This window comes from Amycolatopsis sp. NBRC 101858, from assembly GCF_030269325.1.
GTDB classification, from domain to species: domain Bacteria; phylum Actinomycetota; class Actinomycetes; order Mycobacteriales; family Pseudonocardiaceae; genus Amycolatopsis; species Amycolatopsis ponsaeliensis.
In genome coordinates this window covers 323,917-347,925 of record NZ_BSTD01000003.1, presented here as the reverse complement: position 1 = coordinate 347,925, position 24,009 = coordinate 323,917, and the positions used below count along the sequence as shown (strand labels likewise).

The following is a 24,009-nucleotide window of genomic DNA, read 5'->3' as shown; positions in this document are numbered from 1 at the left end:
CCTCACTCCTCGTTCCGGCAGAACAACGCTTTTGTGTGAACGTGTCCGCACGCGACTCGCCGCTGTCCTCGTGCGGGCCAATGATGGGACGAGCCCAGCCGGACGCCGACGGATCGCACTTTCCGGGAGAACCGCGATGAAAACCGCTTTGATCACCGGGATAACCGGACAGGACGGAAGTTACCTCACCGAGCTGCTGCTCGCCAAAGGGTACGAAGTCCACGGGATGATCCGCCGCGCGAGCACATTCACGACCACGCGTATCGACCACCTCTACCGGGACCCGGTGCGGGAACCCGGCCGGTTGACCTTGCACTACGGCGATCTCACGGACGGTTGCCGGCTGGCGAACCTGGTGGCCAGCATTGCTCCGGACGAGGTCTACCACCTCGCCGCGCAGAGCCACGTGCGGGTGAGCTTCGACGAGCCGGTGTTCACCGGCGACACGACCGGCCTCGGCACGGCGCGGCTGCTCGAAACCATCCGAATGGTGGATCTTCCGTGCCGGTTCTACCAAGCGTCCAGTTCGGAAATGTTCGGCGAAACGCCGCCGCCGCAGAATGAGAATTCACCGTTGCGGCCGCAGTCGCCTTATGCCGCGGCCAAAACCTACGCCTACTGGGTGACCCGCAACTATCGCGAGGGTTATGGCATGTACGCCGTGAACGGGATTCTGTTCAACCACGAAAGCCCGCGGCGTGGCGAGACCTTCGTGACCCGCAAGATCACCCGCGCGGCGGCGATGATCAGCGCGGGCAAGCAGGATGTGCTGCACTTGGGGAACCTCGACGCCACCAGGGACTGGGGGTACGCCCCCGAGTACGCCGAGGCGATGTGGCTGATGCTGCAACAGGACTCGCCGGACGACTACGTCATCGCGACCGGAACTCCCTGCACGGTAAGGGAGTTCCTCGGCCACGCCTTCGGGCACGCCGGGCTCGACTGGCGCGAGCACGTGCGCTTCGACGACCGGTACGTGCGGCCGGTCGAGGTGCGGTCGCTGATCGGTGACGCGGGCAAAGCCGAACGCGAGCTCGGCTGGCGGGCCCGGGTGCACGCGCCCGAGCTGGCGCGGCTGATGGTCGACGCCGATCTCGCTGAAGTCACCGGCGTCCACGCCCCGCGCCCGCGGAGCGCACCGCACGACAGTGTGCGGGAGGCCACTCGATGACGCTGCGCGTGCTGCACGCGGTGGCCAGCGTCGGGGACAGCTACGGCGGGGTCGCCGCCGCCGTAGCCGCGCTCGGCGGGGTCGAAGCCCGGCTGCGGCACGACGCCACCCTCGTCACCGTGCACCGGCCGGAGGAGGGCGGGCGGATCCTGCGGGACCTGCCGCTGTGGTTCGACGTCGAGCTCGTCCCGCCGGGGCGGTTCGCGGGCCGCTTCCACGGCTCGGCACGGCTCAAGTCCACCCTGGCCCGGCTGGTGCCGCAGCACGACCTCGTCGTCGTGCACGGCGTCTTCGACTTCACCGCTCACCTGTGCGGCCGGACCGCCCGGCAGTACGCGGTGCCCTACCTGGTGTGGCCGCACGGCAGCCTGGACCCCTACGACCTGCACAAGCACGCCTGGGCGAAGCGGCGGCTCGCGCCGCTGTGGCGGGAGACCCTGGCCGGCGCGGCGGCGGTCGTCTGCACCACCGCCCGGGAGGCCGAGCGGCTGGTCGACTTCGGCGCCGGCTCGCGCCGGACGGTGCTGCCGCTGCCGGTGCCCACGGCGGCGCCCGATCCGCGCGCGGTCGCGCGTCGCGCGTGCGGGCTGCCCGCCGACGGCCGGATCGTGCTGTTCCTCGGCCGGATCGACGAGAAGAAGGGCCTGCCGCTGCTGCTCGCCGCCTTCGACCGGGCGGCGCGCCCCGGGGACGTCCTGGTCGTGGCGGGTGCCGGCGACGACCGCCTCGACCGGGAGCTGCGGACGACGGCGGCCGCCCGGCCCGGGGCCGGCCGGGTCGTGTTCACCGGCTGGGCCGACCCGGTGCGCCGGCGCGACCTGCTCGCCGCCGCGGACGTCTTCGCGCTGCTGAGCGACAACGAGAACTTCGGCGTCGCCGTCGCCGAGGCCCTCGTGGCCGGGGTCGCGGTGCTGGTCAGCGACGAGGTCTACCTCGGTGACGAGCTGGCCCCGGAAGGGGCCGCCGTGGTGACCCCGCGCGACCCGGCCGCGGCCGGGAGGGCGTTGCGCGACCTGCTCGGCGACGACCGCCGGCGCCGGGCGGTCGGCGCGGCCGGGCGGGCGTGGGCGTGCCGCGAGCTCGACGACGGCCGGGTCGGCGACCGCTACCGGCAGCTGGTGAAGGAGGTGCTCACCCGGTGGTCCGCTTGAGCGTGCTGATGCCCTGCCTCGACGCGGGGCGCCACCTCCGCCCGGCCCTGGCCTCGGTGCTCGGGCAGCTCGGTCCCGACGACGAGCTGGTCGTGCAGGACGCCCGGTCCGCCGACGGCTCGGCCGAGGTCCTCGACGCGCTGGCGGCGGAGGACTCGCGGCTGCGCGTGGTCCACGAGCGCGACGGTGGCCAGTCCGATGCGCTCAACCGCGCGTTGCGCCGGGCCTGCGGCGACTTCGTCCTGTGGGCCAACGCGGACGACCTGCTGCTGCCCGGCGCCCTGACCGCGGTCCGCGCGGCCGTCACCGCGCGGACGCAGGTGGTCGTCGGCGGCTGGCAGCTCGTCGACGGCGAAGGCGGTCTCCTGCGGGAAAGCCCGGCCGAGCGGCTCGACCGCGGGCAGCTGCTGCTGCGCGGCTGCTATGCCTTCTCCGGCGCGTTGGCCGTGGACCGCGAGTTCTTGTGCGCCCGCGGCGGTTTCGCGCCCGACCTGCACTACGTCATGGACTTCGACCTGATGCTGCGCCTGGCCGGCGCCGACCAGGTGGTCGTGCCGCGGCCGCTGGCCGCGTTGCGCTACCACGACGCGAGCAAGTCCGGCGGGCTCGGCCGCCGGTTCTTCACCGAGGGGGCCCGGGTGCGGTGGCGGGGCTGCCGCACCGCGCCCGACGCCCTCCGCGCGCTGGCCGGCACGGCCTGGCACGCCGCGGGCGTCGCGACCGCGAAGCTGCGGTTCGGCGCCCGGTACACATCCCTGCGACAGAAGGTGGTTTCCCGGTGTTCGACCAGCTGAAGAGCCTGGCCCGCACGGCCGCGTGGCTGCTGCCGCCCGGCCGCGGCAAGAACCGGGTGCTGCGGCTGCTCGGCCACGACGTCGCACCGACGGCCCGGATCGGGATCTGCCTGTTCCGCGGCGCGACGGCGGTGCGGATCGGGTCCGGGACCGTGCTCGGCTCCGGCAACACGTTCCGCGGGTTGCGCGTGCTCGACGTCGGCGAAGACGTCATCATCGGCCAGTTCAACTGGATCTCCACCGCGCCGACGCTGCGCGACGTCAGCGACGGCGACCACGGCGCGCTGCGGCTGGGCGACCACGCGGTAGTGACCAACCGCCACTACGTCGACGTCTCGGGCGGGGTCGTGCTCGCGCCGTTCGCGACGATCGGCGGCGTCCGCAGCACGGTGCTCTCGCACAGCGTCGACCTCGAGACGGGCCGGCAGACGACGGTCGCGGTCCGCCTCGCCGAAGACGCCTTCGTCAGCACCAACTGCGTGGTGATGGCGGGGACGCGGCTAACCCGGCGGGCGGTATTGGCGGCGGGCAGCGTCACGGCGCTGAACCGGGAGTACGAGCCGAACACCCTGTTCGGCGGGGTGCCGGCCAAGGCGATCCGCGAGATCGACGGCGCCTACTTCCACCGGACGCGCGCGTGGATCGGCCGCTGACCCGCGCGGGGCTCCTGCCGCCGCTGGTCGCCGGTCTGGGGCTGTGGTTGTACCTGCCGCTGGGCGGCCGGCTCTCGCTGACCGAGCTCGCCGCGCTGGTGCTGGCCCCGCCGTGCCTGTTCGCGCTGCTCAAGGCGCGGCGCGGACCGGCGGTGCTGGGGACGGGCCTGCTGTGGCTCGCCGGGTTGACCGTGAGCACGCTGCTGCGGCCCGCACCGGGTGGGGAGGTGCTGCGGGCGTTCGCGTCGCTGGGGACGCTGGTCGTCACGATCGGCTTGCTGTGCCTGGTGTTGCGGTCTCCGGACGCCGACCCGGCGGCGCTGCGCCGCCGGGTGCTGCTCGGGTTCGCGTGGGGCCAGCTGGCCGGGCTGCTGGTCACGCCGCCGACGGTGGCGGCCCTCGATCCGTGGAAGTTCGGCGCGGGCCAGGCCGTGACGCTGCTGGTGCTGCTGGCCGCGGAACGGCTCCGGCCCCGCACCCGCCGCTACGCCGTCCCGGTCCTGCTGTTCCTGCTGGCGGCCGGGCACCTGGTCACGGGGTCGCGCAGCCTGGCCGTGCTGACGGTGGCAGCCGGGCTGGCGGCGGTGCTCGCCCCGCTGGGTGGCCGCCGCCGGGGCCGCGCCCGGGTGGTCGCGCTCGCCGTCGCCGTCGCGATCGGGGCGCTGGTGCTGCAGCAGGCGTACGTGACGCTGGCGAACGAGGGTGAGCTGGGGGCGGCGCAGCAGCAGAAGGTCCGGTTCCAGGAAGGCGATTTCGGGCTGCTGGTGGGCGGGCGCAAGGACGCGGTGTTCCTGCTCGGCGGCATCGCGGCGAGCCCGGTGCTCGGCTGGGGCCCGGGGGCGGTGGTGCCCCCGGAGGTCAAGGCGACGGCGCTGGACTGGCTGGAGTCCCACCACTACCCGGTCTACGGCTACGACCGGCTGACGCTGGTGCAGCCGCCCGAGCTGTACCTGCACTCGATCCTGCTGGGAGCGTGGGCGACGGCGGGCATCGGGGCGCTGCCGTTCTGGCTGCTGGCGCTGGTGCTGCTGGCCCGGGGCCTCACGCGGGCCCTGCGCCGCGGCGGGGTGGCGGAGGTGTACGTGCTGCTGGTGGCGTTCTGGCACGTGTGGTTCTCCCCACTGGGGGACACGACCCGGGGACACCTGGCGCTGGCGTTGGCCTTGGCGCTGACGTCGGTGTCACGGCGGGAGGAACCGCCGGAGCCGGTGGCGGAACCGGTGGAGGTGTCAGTGGCCGCCCGGTGACCTTGAGCGGCGGCCGAAGTGGCGCCGGGCCAGCACCCCGAGCACCACGACACAAGCCGCCGCATAACCGGCCGCCGCTCCCGCCGCCCCGCCCGCGTGCGCTCCCACGGCGATCGCGCCCAGTCCCGTCGCCACGCCCACCGGCAGCAGGACGCTCATCGCCACCTCGTCTCCGCGAGCCTGCCGCAGCAACACCAGCAGCTGCGCGGCCACCACGCACACCAGCGCCGCGAGGTACCACCGCACCGCCGGGACCGCCCCCGCGAACCCCGGCCCGGCCACCAGCGGCACCAGCCGGCCGGCGGCGAGGAACACCACCGCCGACGCCACCGCGGACGTCACTCCGATCAGCCGCACCACCCGCGACGCCGCCGGAGCGCCGGTGGCCAGTGCCGGCAGCACCGCGGTCCCCGCCGCCGTCACCAGGACCAGCAGCGGCCCGAGCAGCCGCGCCCCCAGCGCGTAGTACCCGGCCTGCACCGGCCCGGCCACCGCCGACACGACCACCGTGTCGAGCAGGGCCAGGTTTCCCGCGACCCCGGCGCCGGCGAACCGCAGGCCGTACCGGATCGGGCCGGCCGCCGGGCCCGGCTCGAACGGCGCCCGCCGGACGAGCATCGCCGCGGTCCCGGCCAGGAGCCCGCCGAGCAGCGCGACCGCCGCGGGGACGCCGGCCGCCGTCAGGGACAGGCCGGCTGCCAGCGCGACCAGCCGTTCTCCGGCGGCCACGCCGGCCGCGACCCCGGCGCGTCCCCGCAGCTGCCAGTCCGCCTGCACGACCAGCAGGGCCGCCCGCGTGACGCCGTAAGCCACCGCGAGTCCGAGCAACAGGACCGGCAGGCCGAGCACGGCGGAAACCACCAGCACGACCGCGGCGGGCCCCGCCAGCACCGCGCTCTTGCGCACGACGAGCAGCCGCCCGGCTCCCGGTGGCGGCCCGCCGAGACGTCCGCCGTCGCGCAGCAACCGGGCCGACGCGCCGAAGTCGCACAACGGCACCAGTGCCGAAGCCACGCCGTACCAGGCGGCCGCCGTGCCGAACGCGGCCGTGCCGGTGTGCCGGGCCAGCACCAGCAGCTGGATCCCGGTCAGGGCCTGGGCCACCAGCTGCCCGCCGCCGACGCGCAGCGCGGCCGAGAGCACGGCCCGGAAGCCGTGACCCGAAAGGGTTGTCCTGGCCGTCCGGCGCTGCGCCACGTCCGCGATTCTGCCCAGAATCGAAGGAGGTTTCGAGACGGGACAACGACATTCGCCGGATCGAAGGACGGGAAACAGGATGCCGCAGGACCTCGCCCGGCTGGTGCCGCCGCCGATGCGCGCGCTGCTCAAGCGCACCGTCAACCGCTTCGGCTTCGAGGTGTCCCGCGACCCGTTCGCCCGCCGCCTGGTGCGGTTGTGCGACGCACTCGGCGTGCGGTCCGTCGTGGACGTCGGCGCCAACAGCGGCCAGTACGCGCGGTTGCTGCGCAGCGCCGGGTACGACGGCCGGATCCTCTCGTGCGAGCCGCTGGCCGTGCCGTTCGGCAAGCTGCACGCGGCCGCGACCGAAGACGCCGCCTGGAACACCGTCCGGACCGCACTCGGCCGCGAGACCGGCCGGGTGACCGTGCACGTGGCCGGGAACTCCTATTCCTCCTCGGTGCTGGACATGCTGCCCGCGCACGTCGACGCCGCGCCGGACTCCCGGTGCGTCGGCCACGAGGAAGTCCCGATGACCACCGTGGACGACCTGCTCGGCGGCGAGGTCACCGAACCGGTGCTGCTGAAGATGGACGTCCAGGGCTACGAAGCCGAAGTGCTGGCGGGCGCGGAAAAGACGCTGCCGTCGCTCTCCGTGGTGCAGGCCGAGCTCTCGCTGGTGCCGCTGTACGGCGCGCAGCCGCTGATGGAGGAGATCGTGCGTCACCTCGACGACCGCGGGTTCGCCGTCTGGTCGCTCGAACCCGGCTTCCGCGACGCGCGCACCGGCCGGATGCTCCAGTGCGACGGCATCTTCGTCCGGCGAGACCTGGTCCCGGGGTGACGGTCCCGCGGCCGCGGCTGGAAGTGGGGCCGGGCGCCGGGTCGCTCCGGACCCGGGCCGCGCTCGGGCTCGCGAGCTGCCACGCGCGGCTCACCGGCGGCCGGGTGCGGGTGCCGGTGCTCAAGGCGCTCGACCGGCTGCTGCCGGCGGGCCCGTTGCCGCGGGTGCGTGCGCACCTCGCGCCCGGGGTCGACGTCGAGCTGGACCCGGCGGGCGCGCTCGCCCGCGCTTCGGTGATCGCCGCCGGCTACGAACACGGCGAGGTCGAGGCGGTCGCCGACGCCGTCCGGCCAGGTGGGCTGTTCCTCGACGTCGGCGCGAACATCGGCTGGTTCACGCTGATGGTGGCGACGCATCGGCCGGCGGGGGAGGTGTGGGCGTTCGAACCCCTGCCCGCGACCGCGGACCGGCTGGCCGCCAACGTCCGCCGCGCCGGCCGGGCCAACGTCCGCGTCGTGCGGGCCGCGGCCGGTCACGTCGGCGGCGAAGCCTCCTTCACGTCCACAGTGGACGATGCGTTCGCTCACCGGGCCGTGGGTGGCGGCCCGTCCGTCGTCTGCCCGGTGACCACTGTGGACGCCGAGTGGGACCGGGCCGGGCGGCCCCGGGTGGACGCGGTCAAGGTCGACGTCGAAGGCGCGGAACCGGACGTTCTGCGCGGCGCGGAGCACGTGCTGCACCGGGACCACCCGGTGCTGCTGGTCGAAACCCCGGGTGCGGCGGCGGTGGCCGCCGTCGAAGCCGTGCTGACGCCGTGGGGTTACCGGCGCCGGGAGCGCGCCGGCCTGCTGCCCTACAACTCGCTGTTCCGCTTCGCGGGAACCGGATGAGCCGGCACCCCGACGGCGAGCGCGCCGGCCGGGACGTCGTCGAGCACCACGGCGCCGGCCCCGACGCGCGCGCCGTCGCCGATGCGCACCCCGCCCAGCACCGTCACGCCGGCGCCGAGGAAGACACCGGCGCCGACCACGGGGTAGGCGTGCCCGCCGCGCTCGCCGAGGCGTTCCCCGAGCGTCACGCGCTGGCACACAAACCCGTCCGGCCCGAGCACCGCGCCCGCGCCGAACACGACCCCGCCGGGGTGCTCGAGCCGCAGCCCGGGGCCGATCCGGCAGCCGGGCACGAAGTCGGCGCCGGTCAGCACGTGGGCGAGCGAGCGCACGAGGTGCGCGGCCGGGTGCAGGATCCGGTGCGCGTGAAGGACTTCCTGCACCCGCAACAGGAAGACGGCGAGCACCCCGGGCTTGGCCAGCAGCAGCCACAGCGCCCGCACCGGCGACCGCACCGGCTTGCCCGCGGCCGCGGCCAGATCGGCGGCCCATACCACCCGGAACGCGCCCACCGGACCTCCTCCGCATCGCCCCCGAGAATAAGGAGCAGCGCCGTGACCAGCATCCCGGAACCCGTGGCCCGCCACCAAAGTGTGGTCCACCACGCCGGGTTCGACTACACCGCGGGCTCGCCGCACCTGCGGCACCGCGCCCTGCACCAGCGGGTCGTCGGGACCTGCCGCGACGTGGTGCGGGACGTGCTCGCCCGCTGGGGCCACTGCCGGGTGCTGGAAGTCGGCGCCGGGCACGGCACGTTCACCGACCACGTCGCGGCGCTCGGCGCCGAGGTCTGGATCACGGAGCTGAGCCAGGACAGCGCGACCCGGCTCGCGGACCGGTTCCGGCACAACCCGGCCGTGCACGTGCGGCACGATCCCGACGGCACGGCGGCGGCGTCGCTCGGCACGTTCGACGTCGTGCTGTGCCTGTCGGTGCTGCACCACATCCCGGACTACCTGGCCGCCGTGGGCCAGTACGTCAGCCAGGTCGCGCCGGGTGGTGCGTTCGTCAGCTACCAGGACCCGCTGTGGTACCCGCGGCGCGGCCGGGTGTCGCGCCTGGTCGACCGCGGCGCCTACCTGACGTGGCGGCTCGGCCGTCCCGACCGCGCCCGCGGGCTGGCGTCGTTGTCCCGCCGGCTCCGCGGTGCCTACGACGACGACCTCCCCGGTGACACGGTCGAATACCACGTCGTCCGGCTCGGGGTCGACGAAGAGGCGTTGGAAAAGCTTTTGCGGGAAAGGTTTTCCGGCGTCCGGGTGGACCGGTACTGGTCGACGCAGGCGGGTCCGCTGCAGTGGCTGGGGGAGCGGTTCGGGCCGCCGACGACGTTCGGCCTCGTGGCGACCGGGGCGCACGCTCAGCCGAGCACGGGTTTCGTGCCCTCGAACCGGATCGGCAGCGAGTAGAGCGCGCGGGCCGTGCGGCCGGGCAGCCAGCCGTGGAAGTAGACGCGACCGTCCGCGACGGCCGCGCCCCCGGGTCCGTCGACCGCGCCGCCGAGCCCGCTCGTGGTGAGCAGCGTGCCGGCTTTGCGGTACGGACCGGTTATCGTGGACGCGGTGGCGTACGCGGTGTGGTAGCTCTCGTCGGTGTAGGTTCCCGCCGAGTAGAGCAGGGTGTAGCCGCCGCCGGTCTTCACCAGGAAGGGCGCCTCGATGACCCCTTTCTCGGCCGGGGAATCCACGCGCAGCAGCGGTTTGCGGCCGCCGGTGGGCACGAGCCCGGTCGGGTCGACCTGCTGCAGCCACAGGGTCGAGGGCGGGCCGTTGCCGTGGAGGCTCTTGTAGAGCAGGTAGCGGGTGCCGTCGGCATCGGTGAAGCCCTGCGGGTCGATGTCGCTGCCGTCCTGGGGCGGGCAGACGAGCGGCCGGTCACCGGTGGGCCGGTAGGGGCCGCGGACGTCGTCGGCGACGGCGGCGCCCACGCACATCACCTTGCGTTCGGCCGAGGTGGCCGAGAAGTACATCAGCCAGGTGCCGTCCGCGCGGCGCGAGACGTCGGGCGCCCAGATCTGGGTGTCGGGGACGGCCCAGGCCGGTGGGTTCGCGAGTGCGTTGCGGATGACTTTCCACGGGCCGGGTGCAGTACTGGCGGCGGCCATCGGCACGGTGCCGGCCGGGCTGGTGGTCGCGAAGGCGAGGTAGCCGCCGGCGGCCGGGACGACGGAGGGATCGGGGAAGTCCTGGGCGAGCAGCTGCTGCGGCGCGGAGGCGGCCTGGGCCGTCCCGGGGAGCAGGGCGAGCAGGGCGCAGAGCAGCGCCGGAACGCGTAGGCGGTGCACGGGTTCTCCTCAGGGCAGGGGGGTGCCGCGGCCGGCGGGGCATCCTCCGGCCGCGGCACCCGGACCGTCGTCAGCCGACGGTCGGCAGGGTGGGCAGCGTCGGCAGGGCGGGCAGGCCCGGGACCGACGTCCCGCCGAGCAGCCCGCTGACCAGCGCGGAGAGGCTGGCCAGCAGCCCCTGCAGCGCGGCGGTGAGCGCCCCCGGCGTGGGCAGCCCGCTGGGCAGCGCGGAGACGGCATCCCGCGCGGCGGCCGTCTGCTGCTTCGCTTCGGCGAGCGCCGGGGTGGCCGACCGAACGGACTCGATCGACGTGAGCTCGGCACTCAGCCGCGAAAGCTGACGCTGCGCGAGCCGCACATCACCGGCATGCGCGGCCCGAGCGAGGTTCTCCCGGATCTGCTGCACGGCGGCCTTGGTGTGCGAAGCCGAGGTGACAGCCGGGCTGGAAGCGGCGGAGGCCCCTTCGGCCCCGGCAACGCACAGCGCCACGGCCACCATCGTCGCGGCGATCGCGCGGTTCCGCGGGTTCATCGTCATCACTCCTCGAGATCGGTGAAACGGACCCGGCCATCGTTACTCGTCAGGCGAGCCAAGGGGAAATCGCCGTGCGGGGAAGGGAAGGAGGTGGTTCAACACGCAATTTCCTGTCTGTATCAGGAATCCACTCGTATGGACCGCCGTCTTTGGGTACGGCGGCAGGAATCCTCACCTCGATGCAGCAGTCACAGGTACTGTGGGTACACAGCAGATGCGTCTGCATGTGCAGCCCCTCGGTCCGGTGATCTTGCCCCAAGACGAGTCGAAAGCCCGCCCGGAAGCGATTCGGCAACCAGGTCCGAAGTGGACGGACAGGGGGTCGTTGACAGCTCGAGTGAAGAGGAGAAGCCCGGCGGGGAGGTGAGGCGTGGGTGCCATCCGGCCGACGAGGGGAGTGGCCTGGGCCACACGATGGCTGGCTGTGCCCCCGGCGCGGTTCACGCAGCAACCTCACGGGCTCGAAGGGGTCGTGAGCTGCAGATTTGCGGTTTGTCTCCTCAGTGATCTACTGGCCATCGTGGACAGCGTCAGGCGGCGGTCTTCTTGCGCGGAGAGTACTTTTTCGCGGCGTCGGTGCCGGAGATCCCGCCTCGGCAACCTGGGCCTCGTAGGCGGCGCCCGCCGAGCACGAGGTCGAAGACAGTCCGCCGGCCGAGCCGGGTACGAGCTACCGCTAAGTCGACATGGTCGAGATCGGCACCTGTTCGGCCTCGGACACCGCGTCGGCACCGGTCCCTTCCCGGAGCGAGACCGCACTGGGGTGACCCCCAATGCGAAGGCGAGATCGGAGGTGGACGTGGGAGACCGGAGGGCTTCCAGGATTTCGGCGCGCGCACGGCCGAGTAACCGGACGGCACTTCCGGCCCATCGCCAACACCGTCATGGCGGGTGAGGAGCCGAGGATCGGTCGGTGGTCAGGTAGGCCACCGCCATGAGAGCGGTCCGGACGCGCCACTGCTCCCAGGTCATTCCGTCCGGAGCCGCCTCGATACTGAGCGCGCGGTGCATCGCCGAGGCGGTGATCGTGCGACCGATGAACGCGAGTTCCGCATCCGCATCTCGGAGCCGGACTGTCCCTCGGTGTGGTGCGGCCGCCTCGACCAGTCGCCGCCGCAGGGCGGCCAGGCCTTCGGCGCGCTCCTCCGGGACGGGCCGCAGGCGGACCCCGAAGATCTCCGGCAGGAGGCGTCCGCTCTCGGCCATCCAGTCGACGACGGCGACGGTGTAGGCATCGATCACCGACTCCAGGTCGGCCAGCGGGCCTTGGAGCCGAGCGTCGAGCCGGTCCCCGAGCCGGGCAAGCATGCGGTCTTTGACGGCGCGCAGGAGCAGGTCCCTGTTCTCGAAGCGGCGGTACACCGTGCCGACGGAGACTTCGGCGCGGGCGGCGACCGCACCCATGGTGATCGCGTCCGCGCCGACCTCGACGAGCAGGCCCTCGGTGGCGGCGAGGAGCTTGGTCTGCGTCTCGCGGCTACGTGCCTGCTGGGGGGCCCGCGCGCCGACCGTCATGTCTTTGGCCGTCATGGCCCCGAGGCTACCGCCGGATCTCATGGTGTCCGGGGGGAAACAGGCCACGCGGCGCGGCCTCGTGCAGTATGTGAATGTATGCTATACATTCACATATGGGAGACGTGAGCACCATCGCGCTGTACACGTTCGGCTTGCTCGACCCCGCCATGGAGCCGGCCGCGCTGGCCGACCTCGCCGGCCGGGGCGACGAGATCTACAGTGCCGGCGACCACGCCCCCGGCTTCCTCGGCCGAGCCGAGGAAGGCTATGACGGGGACGCGGTCCATCAACCCGGAGAAGACTTCGGGCCCTGGGGGTCCTACGTGCTACCCCTCGGCCTTCCGGACCTGGCGGGTCACGATCCGCACGCCCACATCGCGACCTTGAGCCTGTGGCGGGACGTCGGGAGCGCGCGCCTGTTCGTCTACAGTGGACTGCACCGTGAGGCTCTGCAACTCAGGTACGACTGGTTCCTGAAGGGGTCCTGGCCGGGCCACGTCCTCTGGAGCGTCGAGGACGGCTCGGTCCCCCGTTGGTCGGACGGCGTGGCCAACCTCGAGGCTCTCGCCTTGGACGGGGCGTCCGCACAACGCTTCACCTTCGGCTCGCAGTGGGGCCGCACGTGAGCCCCGGCTCCACGGTGGCGAGTGCCGCGCCACGTCCGGTCAACCGCCGGCTGACGCTGGTGATCTGCTGTCTCAGCGTGGGCGTGACCGGGATCGACCTCTCCATCGTCAACGTGGCGCTCCCGTCGATCAGCCGGGACCTGCACGCCTCGGTCAGCAGCCTGCAGTGGGCCGTCGACGCCTACTCCCTCGTCATGGCCTGCCTGCTCCTGTTCTCCGGCTCGATGGCGGACCGCTTCGGCCGCAAGCGCGTGTTCCTGCTCGGGCTGACGCTCTTCACCCTCAGCTCCCTCGTGTGCGCCATCGCGCCCGGCATCGGGTGGCTGATCGGCTTCCGCGCCGTGCAAGCCGTCGGTGGTTCGATGCTCAACCCGGTCGCCATGTCGATCATCGTCACCGTCTTCACCGACCGTCGGGAACGAGCACGAGCGCTCGGCGCGTGGGCATCGGTCATCGGCGTCACCATCGCGACCGGACCGGTGCTCGGCGGCCTGCTGGTCGGCGCCAGCACCTGGCGGGCCGTGTTCTGGGTCAACCTGCCGATCGGCATCGTCGCCCTCCTGCTCGCCAAGAAGTTCATCCCGGAATCCAGGGCCGCCCGGGCCCGCGCGTTCGACCCGCCGGGCCAGGCGCTGATCATCGTCCTGTTCGCGTCGATCGTCGCCGGGACCATCGAGGGTCCGCGCCTCGGCTGGGCAGCCCCGTGGACACTCGGGCTGTTCGCCCTCGCCGTGCTGGCCCTCGCCGGGCTGCTCGTCGTCGAACCCCGGCGACCCGAGCCGCTGATCGATCTGCGTTTCTTCCGCAGCCCACCGTTCTCCGGCGCGAACACGATCTCGATCGTGATGACGGCCGGTCTCAGCGGCTTCCTGTTCCTCAACACCCTCTACCTGCAGGACATCCGCGGCCTCAGCCCCCTGCACGCCGGACTGATGGTCGTTCCGCTGGCGCTGGGCCAGGCCGTCTCCGCCAACCTCGCCGGTCGGTTGGTGGCTTCGCGAGGCACTCGGCTTCCTCTCGCCGTGGGCGGCACGCTCCTCGCGGCCGGCGCACTCCTGTTCGTCCCGCTGACCGCGTCCACCGACAGCGTGTACCTGCTGGTCGCCTACGCGGTCTTCGGCCTCGGCGCAGGCATGATCAGTCCGCCGATCACGAGCACCGCGGTCTCCGGCCTCCCGCCCGACCAGGTCGGGGTGGCCGGGGCGATCGCCGCCAGTGCCCGCCAGTTCGGCGCTTCCACCGGCGTGGCCGTCACCGGCTCCATCGTGACCGGCACCGGCGCCGACTTCATCGACTCGAGCCACATCGCCTGGGCACTCATCGGCGGTTGCGGAGTCCTGGTGCTCGTGCTCGGCGTCCTTTCCACAAGTCGGTGGGCCATGGCTGCCGCCGCGCGCAACGGCCGGCTTCTCGCCGCCACAGCTACCCCAGGTCCTCCGGGCCACGCTGTGCCTCATCAAGTTGCGAGCCCTCGCAGCGCGACGAAGGAGTGATGCGGAGCCAAGCGGAAGTCGTTGAGCCGGCTTCGTCATCACGCCTTTCGACAGCGGATGCCTCTCCTGGCGCGCCCGCGCGGTGCGCCTACCTCGCGGGCATCGGCATCGACCGGTTCCTCGGGCGGCCGAGCCGGCTCAGAGGTGATCGGTGTAGAAGGCGGTGAGCCGGTCGGCGGCGGCGTCGACGTATTCGGGGACGTCGTACATCTCGTAGTGGCCGGCGCCGTCGATCACCATCAGGTCCACCGGGTTCGGGGCCAGTTTCCAGAGCTTCATCCCGGCCTCGTACGAGCCGGTGCTGCCGATGCGGCCGGCGAGGATGACCTGCAGGGGCTGGGTCATGAGCTCGTCGACGAGGTGGAAGGCGTCGTAGCCCAGCAACAGTGCGTCGCCGCGGGAGAGGCGGCGGTTGGTCGAGTTCTCGTGGTGGCCGCGTTCGGTGCGGTAGTAGGTGATCGCCTGGGTGGTGTCGACGTCGGTGCTGCCGGCGGCTCGTGCGTCGTCGAGGGTGTCGGGCAGCCAGTTGGCACGGTTCAGCTCGCCGGTGCGGTTCTCCTGGGTGCGCGCGGCGGCCATGGCGTCCAGTGCGGCCGCCGGGCCGCCGGGCTGGAAGCCGCGGAACGCGGTGCCGATGTCGCTCGGGACGACGGTGCCGACCGCCTTGATGCGGTGGTCGGTGCGGGCGGTGTGCACGGCGTAGCCACCACCGGCGCAGATGCCGAGGACACCGATGCGGTTCGGGTCGATGCCGGGCGTCGTGCCGAGCGCGTCGATGGCGTAGGAGATGTCCTCGCCGCGGCGGTAGGGATCTTCGAGGTCGCGGGGTTCGCCGCCGCTCGCTCCTTGGTGGGCGGGGTCGACCACGAGCGCGGCGATGCCCCGGGCGGCGAGGCGGGAGGCGTAGTTCGCGCCGATCTGTTCCTTGACGCTGCTGCCGGGGGTGGACAGCACCACCGCGCGCAGCGGCTCGCCGCCGGCGTCGTCGGGCAGGTGCAGGTCGGCCGCGAGCTCGATCGGCCCGCGGGGGATCGTCAGGTGCCGGCGCACTCGGTGACCACCTTTCGCGTAGGGTTTGTTCGATGACCCAGCTAGTACGAAACTGAACTAGTTCCGAACTGTACCACCTGAGGAGAGCCAAGTGCCGGTCGACGCCGCCCAGCTGTGGACGCTGAACCACCGCCTGCTGACCGTCGTGCTGGACGCCTGCAGCGGCGAGCTCGGCGCGCTCGGGCTGGATCCCAAGGAGTTCTTCGTGCTCGCCGAGGTCCCGGCGTCGCCGTACCCGGCCGAGCTGGCGACGGCGCTGGTGATCCCGAAGGCGAGCGTAACGGTGTACGTGCGCAACCTCGTCGCGAAGGGGTTCGTACGCCGCGAAATCGACGACGCGGACCTGCGGCGCCACCGGCTCGTCCTGACCCCCGGCGGCGAAGCCGCCCGTGCCCGCGCGCTCGCGGCACTGGCGGCGGAGTTCGACCGCCGGCTGGCGAAGATCGCGCCTGGCGACCGTACTGAGCTGCAACGGATCCTGCTGGACCTGCTCGGCTAGGCCGGTCGCGGTGGTCCTCGACCGTGCGGAATCAGGCGGCGGGCACCAGCAGCCGCGCGGCCTCGAGGAACGGCGCCACGAGCGGGTTCGGGTCCCGGGTGCGCGAGGCCACCACGACCCGGCAGGGCTCGAAGCCCTCGACCGGAATCGCCGTCACGTCCCCGCGCAGCCGGAGGCGGTGGTCACCGGCGGGCAGCACCGCCACGGCGCTTCCCGACGCCACGAGCTCCAGCTTGTCCTCGAAGCTGTCGTCCGGCGCGGGTGGCGGCGAGCCGTCCTTCGGTGTGCTCCAGAGGGTCGGCGTCACCGCGCACGCCACCAGGTCCTCGTCGCCCAGGTCGTCCACGGAGACGACTTCCTTGCCCGCCAAGCGGTGTGTCGTGGGAACCAGCAGCACCCGCGGCTCCTCGTACAGCGGCGTCACCGTCGCGGGGAACGGCAGCGGGGCACGGGCGACCAGGGCGTCGACCCGGCCTTCGGCCAGCGCGTGGGTGTCGTGCCAGCGCAGCAGCCGCGTCCGGACGCGGGCGTCCGGGTGGCGGTGGCGCAGCGCCTGCACCGCGGGGGTGATGATCAGGCCCTCGACGTAGCCGATGGTGATTTCCCGCGGCGGGTCGGCGGCTCGGGCGACGGTGACGGCGTCGCCGGCGGCTTCGAGGACGGCGTGGGCGCGCGGCAGGAACGCCGCACCGGCCGAGGTGAGGGTGGTGCCCTGCGGCGTGCGCGCGAACAGCCGCACGCCGAGCTGGTGCTCCAGCCGCTGGATCTGGCGGCTCAGCGACGGCTGGGCGAGGTGCAGCGCGGCGGCGGCCCGGCCGAAGTTGCCGTGTTCCGCCACGACCGTGAAGTACCGGACCAGCCGCAGGTCGAGATCCACCCTTCGAGCCTACGCCGTCATGCACCGGGGGCATGGCGGCATGCGGAACGGGACTTGGACGGGGCGGCGGGACCGGCGGTTGACTCGGGGTATGAACGCTTACCAGGGAAAGAACGTCGTGATCACCGGCGGCAGCAGCGGACTCGGGTTCGCGACCGCCGAACTGCTGGTGACCCGCGGCGCGCACGTGCTGATCACCGGACGGGACAAGGAAAAGCTCGAGTCCGCGCGCCGGCGGCTCGGCGAGCGGGCGACGGCCGTGCGCAGCGACTCGGCGTCCATGACCGACGTCGAGGAGCTGGCGCGGCTGGTGGGTGCGGAGTTCGACGCGGTGGACGCGGTGTTCGTCAACGCGGGCGTGACCGCGTTCGCGCCGTTCGAGTCGATGTCGGAAGCGCAGTACGACGAACTGTTCGCCGTGAACACCAAGGGCCCGTACTTCACGGTGCAGAAACTGGCGCCGCTGCTGCGCGAAGGCGCGGGTGTCGTGCTCACCACGTCGGTGGCGAACGCCAAAGGTCTCGACATGATCAGCGCCTACGCCGCGACCAAGGCCGCGCTGCGGTCGATGACCCGGTCCCTGGCGCGGGAACTGCTGCCCCGCAAGGTTCGCGTCAACGCCGTCAGCCCCGGGCCGATCGCGACGGGCATCCTCGAGTCGGTCCTGCCGCCGGACGTCGCCGAGCAGACCAAGGCCGAGATGACCGCGCAGAACCCGATGCGCCGGTTCGGCGAGCCGGCCGAAGTCGCGGCGACGGTGGCCTACCTCGCGTTCGACGCGACGTTCACCACCGGCGCCGAGATCCCCGTGGACGGTGGCGCCGCCCAGCTGTAGGCCGGGTTCAGAGGTAGCTGGTGCCGGTCAGCTCCTCGGCCGCCGCCCAGAGACGTTCGCCGGTCGCCGGGTCGGCGGCTTCCCGGCCGAGCCGCGCTTCGGTGACGCGGCCGCGTGTCTCGCCGAGGCCGGCCGGCCCGAAGAACCGGCCTCCGCGCACACCCGGCGCGGTCGCGGCGTACAGCTGCGGCAGCATGCCCCGCTCCACCGGCTGGGTGACCAGCAGGCCGAGCCGCGCGAGCAGCTTTCCGGGCCGGCCGCGGTGTTCCCAGGCGCGCGGGGACAGGTTGGTGCGGGTTGCTTTGACACTCATGGCGAGTTTCCTGTTCTCGCTATCACTACCGGCGGTCGTTCAGCGCCCGAGGACGGTGTCGAGCCAGTCGAAAGTGCGCTGGTGGAACAGGAACAGCGCACCTTCGTGGCAGTGTTCCCCGGCGCCTTCGTCCTCGCGGAAGAAGATCAGCTCCTTCTCACAGGTCAGTTCGTCGAACACGCGCTGGGGCTGGCCGCGGAAGAACTGGTCGTTCTCGGCGTCGAGGACCAGGGTGGGGCAGGTGATGCGGTCGGTGATGCCGGCCATGGTGTAGGCCTTGGTCGCCTCGACCACCTCCTCGAAGGTCGGCAGCCCGAAGGTCCACTTGCCGTTGCGGACGACCCAGCTCGCGCCGGTGTTCGCCGCGATCACCGCGTCGAGCCCGCCCGGAGTCGACGCCGCTTGCGTGGCGACGGCGGCGAAAGGCTCGTGCAGGTCGTAGATCCCGTCGTAGAGCACGCACGCGGCGAGCCGGTGCTCGTAGGCCGCTGCCCGGGCGGCGAGGTAGCCGCCCATGCTCATCCCCATCAGGGTGAGCTTGTCGTTGTCCACTTCGGGCTGGCTGCGGGCGAGGTCGACGGCGGGGGTGACCACGGCTTCCCAGTCGGGCCGGAACCGCAGGCCTCGGCGGAGCGGGGTGCCCTGGCCGGGGCCGTCGAAGGTGAGGACGTTGTAGCCGCGACGCAACGCGCCCGCGGCGATGGCGAAGTAGCTCTCCTCGAGGGTGGAGTCGAACCCGCCGTGGAACAGGACGGTCGGGCGAGGGGCGCCGGAGTCGTCGACGAGGAACAGGTAAGCGGGCAGGGTGGTGCCCTCGTACGGGATGCTCAGCGCGCGGGCCGGGGTGTCCAGCAGCGGGGCGGCGTCGGCGAAGGTGTGCTGGGACGCCTTCGCCAGCCGCGCGGACTCGGCGTCGTGCTCGGGGTCGTCGCGGCGGTAGAAGTCGGCGGCGCGGTAGTAGTTGGACGCCCGCAGCAGCGCCTCTCGCGCGCTGACCCGGTGCCCGGCGGTCAGGGCGTCGCGGCCGATGCCCTCGATCCGCGCGGCGGTCGCGGCCCACTGGGTGGACCAGGCGTCTTCGTCGGCCTCGGGGATCTGGCGGCAGGTGACGAGGACTTCGCCCAGGTCGGCGCCGGCGTAGGCGATGTAGCCGGCGGCGCGCAGGGCTTCGAAGGAGAAGGACTCGTCGTCGAAGAGGAATTTCATCGGATGCCTCCTGCTCAGTTACGAACGGAACGGTCTCGTTCCGTTCTAGCACGATTGCCAATGGAACGCCACCGTTCCGTTCGCTACACTGGGTGGTATGCCCACGAGTGATGAGGGAACCCGGCCCGCGACGGGCGGGGCTGTCCTGCGGAAGCAGGTGACCGACGCGATCACCGAGGCGGCTTTCGCCGAGGTGGCCGAGACGGGGTACGCGCGGACGTCGATGGACGCGGTGGCCCGGCGCGCCGGGGTCGGCAAGGCCGCGCTGTACCGGCGGTGGCGGTCGAAGCAGGCGATGCTCGCCGAGCTGATCCGGGGCAAGGTCGCCGACGCGCTGCCGCCCACTCCGGACACCGGCGCGCTGCGCACCGACCTGCGCGAGCTGTTCGCCACGTTCCGCGCCCAGCTGGACAACCCGCTCATCACCCGGATCGGCGCCGGGCTGCTGGCCGAAGCCACGCACGACGCGGCCCTGGACGAAGTGCTCCAGAACGGAGTGGCCGCACCGCGCCGGGCGGCGGCCCGCGCGATCCTGCGGGCCGCGATCGACCGCGGCGAACTCCCACCCGGCCTGGACCTCGAGCTGGGCACCGACCTGCTGATCGCCCCGCTCGCCTTCCGCATGCTCGTGCTCAAGAGTCCGATCGACGACCGGTACCTCGAGACGTTGACGCGGGCGATCGAGGCGGCGCTGAAGGCTGCGTCGTCGTGAGCGACGAGCGGAGGCTGCCCCACACGTCGTGAGCGGATCCCGGCCGGTTCTCGAGCCGGGCCACCGCCCGGTTCTCGCGGCACAGCTGGCTACGGCGCACGTGCTCCCGCGAGTTCACCGCCCGGCACGGCGCACCGAGGTGTCCCGGATCGCGGGCTTACAAGAGCAGGTGGTCGAGGCAGAGGTTCAGTCCGGCTTCCAGGTGTTCCGTGGAGCCGGTGGACAGCAGGACCGTGACACCGCCCTGGATGGTGCCGATCACGGCTGCCGCGGTGCGGTCGGCGTCGAGTCGCGGGTCGGCTTCACCGGCCGCTTGGGTGGCCTCGATGCCGACCCGGACGCACTGCTGCCACCGCTTGACTAGTTGCGCCGCAACGGCTTGCGACGCCGGGCTGTGCCGGCCCACGTCGGAGATCAACACTCCGAGCGGGCAGTAAAGCCCTTGATCGCGGTATTGCGTGACGATGAGGTCGCGCCACGCCTCCCAAGCCGCGCGCGAAGTGAGCTCGTCGAGGTACGGTTGCTGGCCCTCGAACACGCGGTCGGCTTCGTGCTCGGCGACAGCCAGCAAGAGCTCTTCCCGCCCTTCCGGGAAGTAGTGGAACAGCTGCCCCTTTCCGGTATCGCTGCGCCTGCCCACGTCGTCGAGTGTGGTGGCGTTCACGCCGCGCTCTCGGATCTCGGCCGCGGCGGCTTCGACGATGCGCAGGCGGGTCGCAGCGCCCTTCTTCGTGGCCATGAAGAAAGTGTACTTGCAGGTACATTTTTCGCGATCTAGCTTCGGCCACATGAGAGCGATAATCGTCAGTGAAGCAGGCGGACCGGAAGTGCTGCAGCTGCAAGAGCGCCCGGCTCTCCGTCCGGGCCCGGGAGAAATACTGGTCGACGTCCGGGCCGCGGGCGTGAACTTCTTCGACGTCGGTATCCGTCGGGGGAAGGTGGCCGAGGTGCCGGGAATGGAAGGCGCCGGTGTGGTGGCGGCGGTGGGCGAGGGGGTCGACGAGTTCGTCTCCGGGGAACGGGTCGCTTGGCTGACGATCGAAACCCATGCCAGCTACGCGGAGCAGATCGTGCTCCCGGCGGCCCATGTCGTCGCGGTGCCGGACGCCATCGATGACGAGACAGCCGCGGCCGTGTTGCTGCAGGGCCTGACCGCGCACCACCACTGCACCGTCTGCCATCCGGTGCAGCCCGGGGACATCACGCTGGTGCACGCCGCTGCCGGCGGGGTCGGGCTCTTGCTGACCCAGCTGATCAAGGCTCGTGGCGGTACCGTGATCGGCCTCGTGTCGCGGCCGGAGAAGGTCGAGGTCGCCGCGGCCGCGGGCGCTGATCACCTTGTGATCTCCACCGGTGAGGAGTTCGTCGAGCCGGTGCTGGAGCTGACCGGTGGCGAGGGGGTGCACGCGGTGTTCGACGGTGCCGGCGGGCCCACGTTCGCGGGATCGCTGAAGGTGTTGCGGACGCACGGCACGATGGTGTTCTACGGTCCGTTGATCGGTGACGTGCCGAGCATCGCGATGAACGCAATCCCGCGCAGCACCCGGCTCACCTACGGCACGTTGCCCGATCACATCGGTACCCGGGAGGAACTCGTCGGGCACGCGGCCGAATTGTTCGCACTGGTCGAGAAAGGCGAGCTGGTCGTGCGTATCGGCGGTCGCTACCCGTTGGCCGAGGCGGCGCGGGCCCACGCGGACATCGAGTCGCGGACGACGACGGGAAAGCTGCTGCTGCTCCCATGATCCCCGGCGAAGCCGCCTGGCCAGCGGACTGATCTCCGTCGTCGGCCGCGAAGTTTGGCGAGCTTGCCGTTCCGTCCGATGACCGACGAAGCCGAGCGGTGCCGAGCCGGCGGTGCGCTGCCAGGGCTGGCCGAGCACGTAGGATTCGATCTTGCAGCAAGCCGCCGACGGTGCCCCGGACGATCCGTTCACTAAGGCGCTAAGGGGGCGGTACAACGACCTTGAGAAACAGCGAGCTGACGTGGCGAACGCACTGGCCGAACTCAGGCAGTCCGGGAGGGCCGACCCCGACGTGCCGACGGCCGAGGATGTGGGCTGATCGACGCGCTCCCTTACCTGGCGCTGAACCTGGCGCAGGCGCCGGAAGGTCTACTTCGGATGCTGTTCGAGATCACGCAGCTGAGCATCCGGATTGATGCCGAGGGGGATCGTGCGACAGTGGAGATCGATCAGCTGCCGGTGATCACCGGCGCGGCGGAAAGGATCACCGAGGAGATGTCTTCACAAGACGCGCCCAGCCGACGCGCTTGTGAGGTTGCTGTCTGTGCCCCCGGCGCGGTTCGTTCCAAAACCCCACGGCTCGAAAAGGCCCGTGAGCTGCAGTTCTCCGGGGTAGTGGACATCGAGCGGCATCGCCGAGGTGGTCGTTGATGACCTCCTCGGCGACTAAGAGTGTCAGCTGGTCACTTGGGGTGCAGTGCTTCTGTACCGGTGTGGTGGCGGTGCTGGCGGCGTATGCGTCGTATCGGCATGGTCGTGAGTTCGCGGTGCGTTTCGGTGCGGACGGGCCGACTGCGTCGATTTGGCCGTTGATCGTTGATGGACTCCTGACGACGGCGACGGTGGAGTTGTGGAGGCCGAGTCACGGTGGCGGTCGGTGGGCTGCGTGGGTGGCGTTCGGGTTCGGGATCTCGTTGTCGTTGTGCGCGAACATTGGATCGGCTCCGCGGCTGACGGTGTTCTCGGTGGTGATTGCGGCTTGCCCTCCGCTGGCTCTTTTGCTGGCGGTGGAGCTGTTGAACCGGGCGTTGAAGCGCCATCGCGCCGACGACCGAGGCCCATCGGCCGCGAGGGTGGATGCCTTCAGCGAACCCGTTGTCCAAGCGGTGGAAGTTCCTTGCTCCGCTGGTGCGGACGCTGAGTTGGCATTGCCTGTCGAGGGGTCGGCTGAGCAGCAGATGTGGGCGTTCTACCTCGAGGAGCAGGCTGCGGGTAGGACTCCGACTGGAGCGGATCTTGATCGTGTTGTCGGTACGAACAACTACGGCCGCCGGGTGCTGCGGCGGTGGCGTGTGACTGGCCGGGGTCCGGACGGGGCCATGCCGCCGCCGGATCCAGGACCGTTGGGTCGACCGCATCGAATGTCCCCTGTTGGCGAGGGGAACACCGACGTGCGGGAATCGACGTTCACCGGCTCTTAACCTCTCATTGCCGTGTGGACCGATCCGCAGTGGCGTTGCTGGCGATCACTGGTGGTAGCTGCCCTTGCAGCCAGCGGTAACGGAGCGACTCCACCCGTCCTCAGACGCTGGTTGGGTGCAATGGTGCGGCGACGTGTTGCGTTGTTCGAACATAGGTTCTACCGTCGGTCTGGTGAATAGAGGCGATTCGGACGAGGTTGGGGTGGCTTGACCGGCGTCAGGGTAGATGCATCTAGTCTTGCCTTCGGTCTTTGCGAGGAGTGACGAGACATGGCTGACGGTAGTTCCATCGAATGGACGGAGGCGACCTGGAACCCTACGACGGGGTGTGATCGTGTCTCTGAAGGCTGCGACAACTGTTACGCGCTCACCTTGGCCAAGCGGCTGAAGGCCATGGGTGCCGCGAAGTACCAGACCGACGGGAATCCGAAGACTTCCGGTCCGGGCTTCGGTGTGGCCATCCATCCCGATTCGCTGGCTCTCCCGCACCGCTGGCGGCAGTCACGCCTCGTGTTTGTCAACTCAATGTCCGACCTGTTCCATGCGCGGGTCCCCGTGGGTTTCATCAGGGATGTGCTGGCGGTGATCGCTGAAACCCCGCAGCACACGTACCAGATGCTGACGAAGCGCTCGTTGCGGCTGCGTCGGATGGCGGATCGGCTGGAATGGCCGCAGAACCTCTGGATGGGCGTGTCGGTCGAGAACGAGGGGCAGTTGGAGCGGGTCGACCACCTTCGAGAGGTTCCGGCGGCAGTTCGCTTCATCTCAGCTGAGCCGCTACTTGGCCCCCTGCTTGGCTTGTCTCTGGATGGGATCGGCTGGGTGATCACTGGCGGTGAGTCGGGACCGCGGGCGCGTCCTTGCGCTGTCGACTGGGTGCGGGACATCCGCGACAACTGTGCCGCCGCTGACGTCCCCTTCTTCCACAAGCAGTGGGGCGGTATCCGGCCGAAGTCGCTCGGCCGTGAACTCGATGGACGAACCTATGACGCCATGCCGGTACGCCCAGTTGCGGTGACCGCCGATTGA

28 protein-coding genes are annotated in these 24,009 nt (G+C 71.5%); 18 read left to right on the top strand and 10 right to left on the bottom strand.

Annotation, left to right across the window (positions count from 1 at the left end; translation table 11 throughout):
• The first annotated feature begins 70 nt into the window (after positions 1-70).
• From gmd to QSK39_RS24990, 5 genes are read left to right on the top strand one after another with little or no spacing between them, the layout of a single operon-like run.
• Positions 71-1,171, top strand: coding sequence for a GDP-mannose 4,6-dehydratase (gene gmd, locus QSK39_RS25010; protein WP_353051078.1), 1,101 nt, complete (start codon positions 71-73; stop codon positions 1,169-1,171).
• Positions 1,168-2,322: a glycosyltransferase gene (locus tag QSK39_RS25005; RefSeq protein ID WP_285480263.1), complete on the top strand. Its 1,155-nt coding sequence runs from the start codon at positions 1,168-1,170 to the stop codon at positions 2,320-2,322. Before gmd ends, QSK39_RS25005 begins: the two co-directional genes overlap by 4 nt.
• Positions 2,310-3,116: a glycosyltransferase gene (locus tag QSK39_RS25000; RefSeq protein WP_285480262.1), complete on the top strand. Its 807-nt coding sequence runs from the start codon at positions 2,310-2,312 to the stop codon at positions 3,114-3,116. The genes QSK39_RS25005 and QSK39_RS25000 overlap by 13 nt, the downstream gene beginning before the upstream one ends.
• Positions 3,101-3,769: an acyltransferase gene (locus QSK39_RS24995; RefSeq protein ID WP_285480261.1), complete on the top strand. Its 669-nt coding sequence runs from the start codon at positions 3,101-3,103 to the stop codon at positions 3,767-3,769. Before QSK39_RS25000 ends, QSK39_RS24995 begins: the two co-directional genes overlap by 16 nt.
• Positions 3,754-5,016, top strand: coding sequence for a hypothetical protein (locus QSK39_RS24990; protein ID WP_285480260.1), 1,263 nt, complete (start codon positions 3,754-3,756; stop codon positions 5,014-5,016). Before QSK39_RS24995 ends, QSK39_RS24990 begins: the two co-directional genes overlap by 16 nt.
• Here QSK39_RS24990 and QSK39_RS24985 read toward each other — a convergent pair.
• Complete coding sequence (locus tag QSK39_RS24985) at positions 4,999-6,213, bottom strand: lipopolysaccharide biosynthesis protein (RefSeq protein WP_285480259.1); 1,215 nt, start codon at positions 6,211-6,213, stop codon at positions 4,999-5,001. The two genes, QSK39_RS24990 and QSK39_RS24985, sit on opposite strands and share 18 nt — an antisense overlap.
• Before the next feature lie 79 nt (positions 6,214-6,292).
• Here QSK39_RS24985 and QSK39_RS24980 point away from each other — a divergent pair, with 79 nt between their 5' ends.
• Both QSK39_RS24980 and QSK39_RS24975 read left to right on the top strand, forming a co-directional pair.
• On the top strand, positions 6,293-7,039 hold the full coding sequence (locus tag QSK39_RS24980) for an FkbM family methyltransferase (protein ID WP_285480258.1): 747 nt from the start codon (positions 6,293-6,295) through the stop codon (positions 7,037-7,039).
• A complete protein-coding gene (locus QSK39_RS24975) occupies positions 7,036-7,869 on the top strand; it encodes an FkbM family methyltransferase (RefSeq protein WP_285480257.1) in 834 nt (277 codons plus the stop codon). The genes QSK39_RS24980 and QSK39_RS24975 overlap by 4 nt, the downstream gene beginning before the upstream one ends.
• Here the strand turns inward: QSK39_RS24975 and QSK39_RS24970 are convergent.
• Positions 7,833-8,381 carry a serine O-acetyltransferase gene (locus tag QSK39_RS24970; protein ID WP_285480256.1) on the bottom strand — a complete coding sequence of 183 codons (549 nt, stop codon included), beginning with the start codon at positions 8,379-8,381 and terminating at the stop codon, positions 7,833-7,835. The genes QSK39_RS24975 and QSK39_RS24970 overlap by 37 nt on opposite strands.
• Positions 8,382-8,423: 42 nt before the next feature.
• On the opposite strand from QSK39_RS24970, the gene QSK39_RS24965 reads away from it, so the two are divergent.
• Positions 8,424-9,278 carry a class I SAM-dependent methyltransferase gene (locus QSK39_RS24965; protein ID WP_285480255.1) on the top strand — a complete coding sequence of 285 codons (855 nt, stop codon included), beginning with the start codon at positions 8,424-8,426 and terminating at the stop codon, positions 9,276-9,278.
• Here QSK39_RS24965 and QSK39_RS24960 read toward each other — a convergent pair.
• The 3 genes from QSK39_RS24960 to QSK39_RS24950 all read right to left on the bottom strand — a co-directional run bounded on the left by QSK39_RS24960 (position 9,230) and on the right by QSK39_RS24950 (position 12,218).
• On the bottom strand, positions 9,230-10,153 hold the full coding sequence (locus QSK39_RS24960; protein ID WP_285480254.1) for a glycoside hydrolase family 43 protein: 924 nt from the start codon (positions 10,151-10,153) through the stop codon (positions 9,230-9,232). The two genes, QSK39_RS24965 and QSK39_RS24960, sit on opposite strands and share 49 nt — an antisense overlap.
• 70 nt (positions 10,154-10,223) lie before the next feature.
• Entirely contained in the window at positions 10,224-10,685 is a 462-nt protein-coding gene (locus QSK39_RS24955; protein ID WP_285480253.1) for a hypothetical protein, read from the bottom strand.
• 885 nt (positions 10,686-11,570) lie between these two features.
• A complete protein-coding gene (locus QSK39_RS24950) occupies positions 11,571-12,218 on the bottom strand; it encodes a TetR/AcrR family transcriptional regulator (RefSeq protein WP_285480252.1) in 648 nt (215 codons plus the stop codon).
• A 107-nt stretch (positions 12,219-12,325) separates the two neighbouring features.
• Between QSK39_RS24950 and QSK39_RS24945 the strand changes: the two genes are divergently transcribed.
• Both QSK39_RS24945 and QSK39_RS24940 read left to right on the top strand, forming a co-directional pair.
• Positions 12,326-12,829 (top strand): DUF3291 domain-containing protein, encoded by a 504-nt coding sequence (locus tag QSK39_RS24945; RefSeq protein ID WP_285480251.1) that lies wholly within the window; start codon positions 12,326-12,328, stop codon positions 12,827-12,829.
• Positions 12,826-14,322: an MFS transporter gene (locus QSK39_RS24940; RefSeq protein WP_285480250.1), complete on the top strand. Its 1,497-nt coding sequence runs from the start codon at positions 12,826-12,828 to the stop codon at positions 14,320-14,322. The genes QSK39_RS24945 and QSK39_RS24940 overlap by 4 nt, the downstream gene beginning before the upstream one ends.
• Before the next feature lie 138 nt (positions 14,323-14,460).
• On the opposite strand, the gene QSK39_RS24935 is transcribed toward QSK39_RS24940, so the two are convergent.
• Positions 14,461-15,372, bottom strand: a complete 912-nt coding sequence (locus QSK39_RS24935; protein WP_285480249.1) for an alpha/beta hydrolase — start codon at positions 15,370-15,372, stop codon at positions 14,461-14,463.
• A 91-nt stretch (positions 15,373-15,463) separates the two neighbouring features.
• On the opposite strand from QSK39_RS24935, the gene QSK39_RS24930 reads away from it, so the two are divergent.
• Entirely contained in the window at positions 15,464-15,871 is a 408-nt protein-coding gene (locus QSK39_RS24930; protein WP_285480248.1) for a MarR family winged helix-turn-helix transcriptional regulator, read from the top strand.
• A 31-nt stretch (positions 15,872-15,902) separates the two neighbouring features.
• Here the strand turns inward: QSK39_RS24930 and QSK39_RS24925 are convergent, their stop codons facing one another.
• A complete protein-coding gene (locus QSK39_RS24925; protein WP_285480247.1) occupies positions 15,903-16,748 on the bottom strand; it encodes a LysR family transcriptional regulator in 846 nt (281 codons plus the stop codon).
• A 91-nt stretch (positions 16,749-16,839) separates the two neighbouring features.
• Here QSK39_RS24925 and QSK39_RS24920 point away from each other — a divergent pair, with 91 nt between their 5' ends.
• Positions 16,840-17,583, top strand: coding sequence for an SDR family oxidoreductase (locus QSK39_RS24920; RefSeq protein WP_285480246.1), 744 nt, complete (start codon positions 16,840-16,842; stop codon positions 17,581-17,583).
• A 7-nt stretch (positions 17,584-17,590) separates the two neighbouring features.
• On the opposite strand, the gene QSK39_RS24915 is transcribed toward QSK39_RS24920, so the two are convergent.
• Entirely contained in the window at positions 17,591-17,896 is a 306-nt protein-coding gene (locus tag QSK39_RS24915) for an SDR family NAD(P)-dependent oxidoreductase (RefSeq protein WP_285480245.1), read from the bottom strand.
• 39 nt (positions 17,897-17,935) lie between these two features.
• On the bottom strand, positions 17,936-19,102 hold the full coding sequence (locus QSK39_RS24910; protein WP_285480244.1) for an alpha/beta hydrolase family protein: 1,167 nt from the start codon (positions 19,100-19,102) through the stop codon (positions 17,936-17,938).
• 97 nt (positions 19,103-19,199) lie between these two features.
• Here QSK39_RS24910 and QSK39_RS24905 point away from each other — a divergent pair, with 97 nt between their 5' ends.
• Positions 19,200-19,814 carry a TetR/AcrR family transcriptional regulator gene (locus tag QSK39_RS24905; RefSeq protein ID WP_285480243.1) on the top strand — a complete coding sequence of 205 codons (615 nt, stop codon included), beginning with the start codon at positions 19,200-19,202 and terminating at the stop codon, positions 19,812-19,814.
• Between the two features lie 157 nt (positions 19,815-19,971).
• Here QSK39_RS24905 and QSK39_RS24900 read toward each other — a convergent pair whose 3' ends face one another.
• Complete coding sequence (locus QSK39_RS24900) at positions 19,972-20,553, bottom strand: TetR/AcrR family transcriptional regulator (RefSeq protein ID WP_285480242.1); 582 nt, start codon at positions 20,551-20,553, stop codon at positions 19,972-19,974.
• On the opposite strand from QSK39_RS24900, the gene QSK39_RS24895 reads away from it, so the two are divergent.
• From QSK39_RS24895 to QSK39_RS24875, 5 genes are all read left to right on the top strand, one after another.
• Positions 20,552-21,559, top strand: coding sequence for a quinone oxidoreductase family protein (locus QSK39_RS24895; RefSeq protein WP_353051077.1), 1,008 nt, complete (start codon positions 20,552-20,554; stop codon positions 21,557-21,559). The genes QSK39_RS24900 and QSK39_RS24895 overlap by 2 nt on opposite strands.
• 151 nt (positions 21,560-21,710) lie before the next feature.
• Positions 21,711-21,878, top strand: coding sequence for a hypothetical protein (locus QSK39_RS24890; RefSeq protein ID WP_285480241.1), 168 nt, complete (start codon positions 21,711-21,713; stop codon positions 21,876-21,878).
• A 59-nt stretch (positions 21,879-21,937) separates the two neighbouring features.
• Positions 21,938-22,210, top strand: a complete 273-nt coding sequence (locus QSK39_RS24885) for a hypothetical protein (RefSeq protein WP_285480240.1) — start codon at positions 21,938-21,940, stop codon at positions 22,208-22,210.
• Positions 22,210-22,980 (top strand): DUF2637 domain-containing protein, encoded by a 771-nt coding sequence (locus tag QSK39_RS24880; RefSeq protein ID WP_285480239.1) that lies wholly within the window; start codon positions 22,210-22,212, stop codon positions 22,978-22,980. The genes QSK39_RS24885 and QSK39_RS24880 overlap by 1 nt, the downstream gene beginning before the upstream one ends.
• A 270-nt stretch (positions 22,981-23,250) precedes the next feature.
• Entirely contained in the window at positions 23,251-24,009 is a 759-nt protein-coding gene (locus QSK39_RS24875) for a DUF5131 family protein (protein WP_285480238.1), read from the top strand.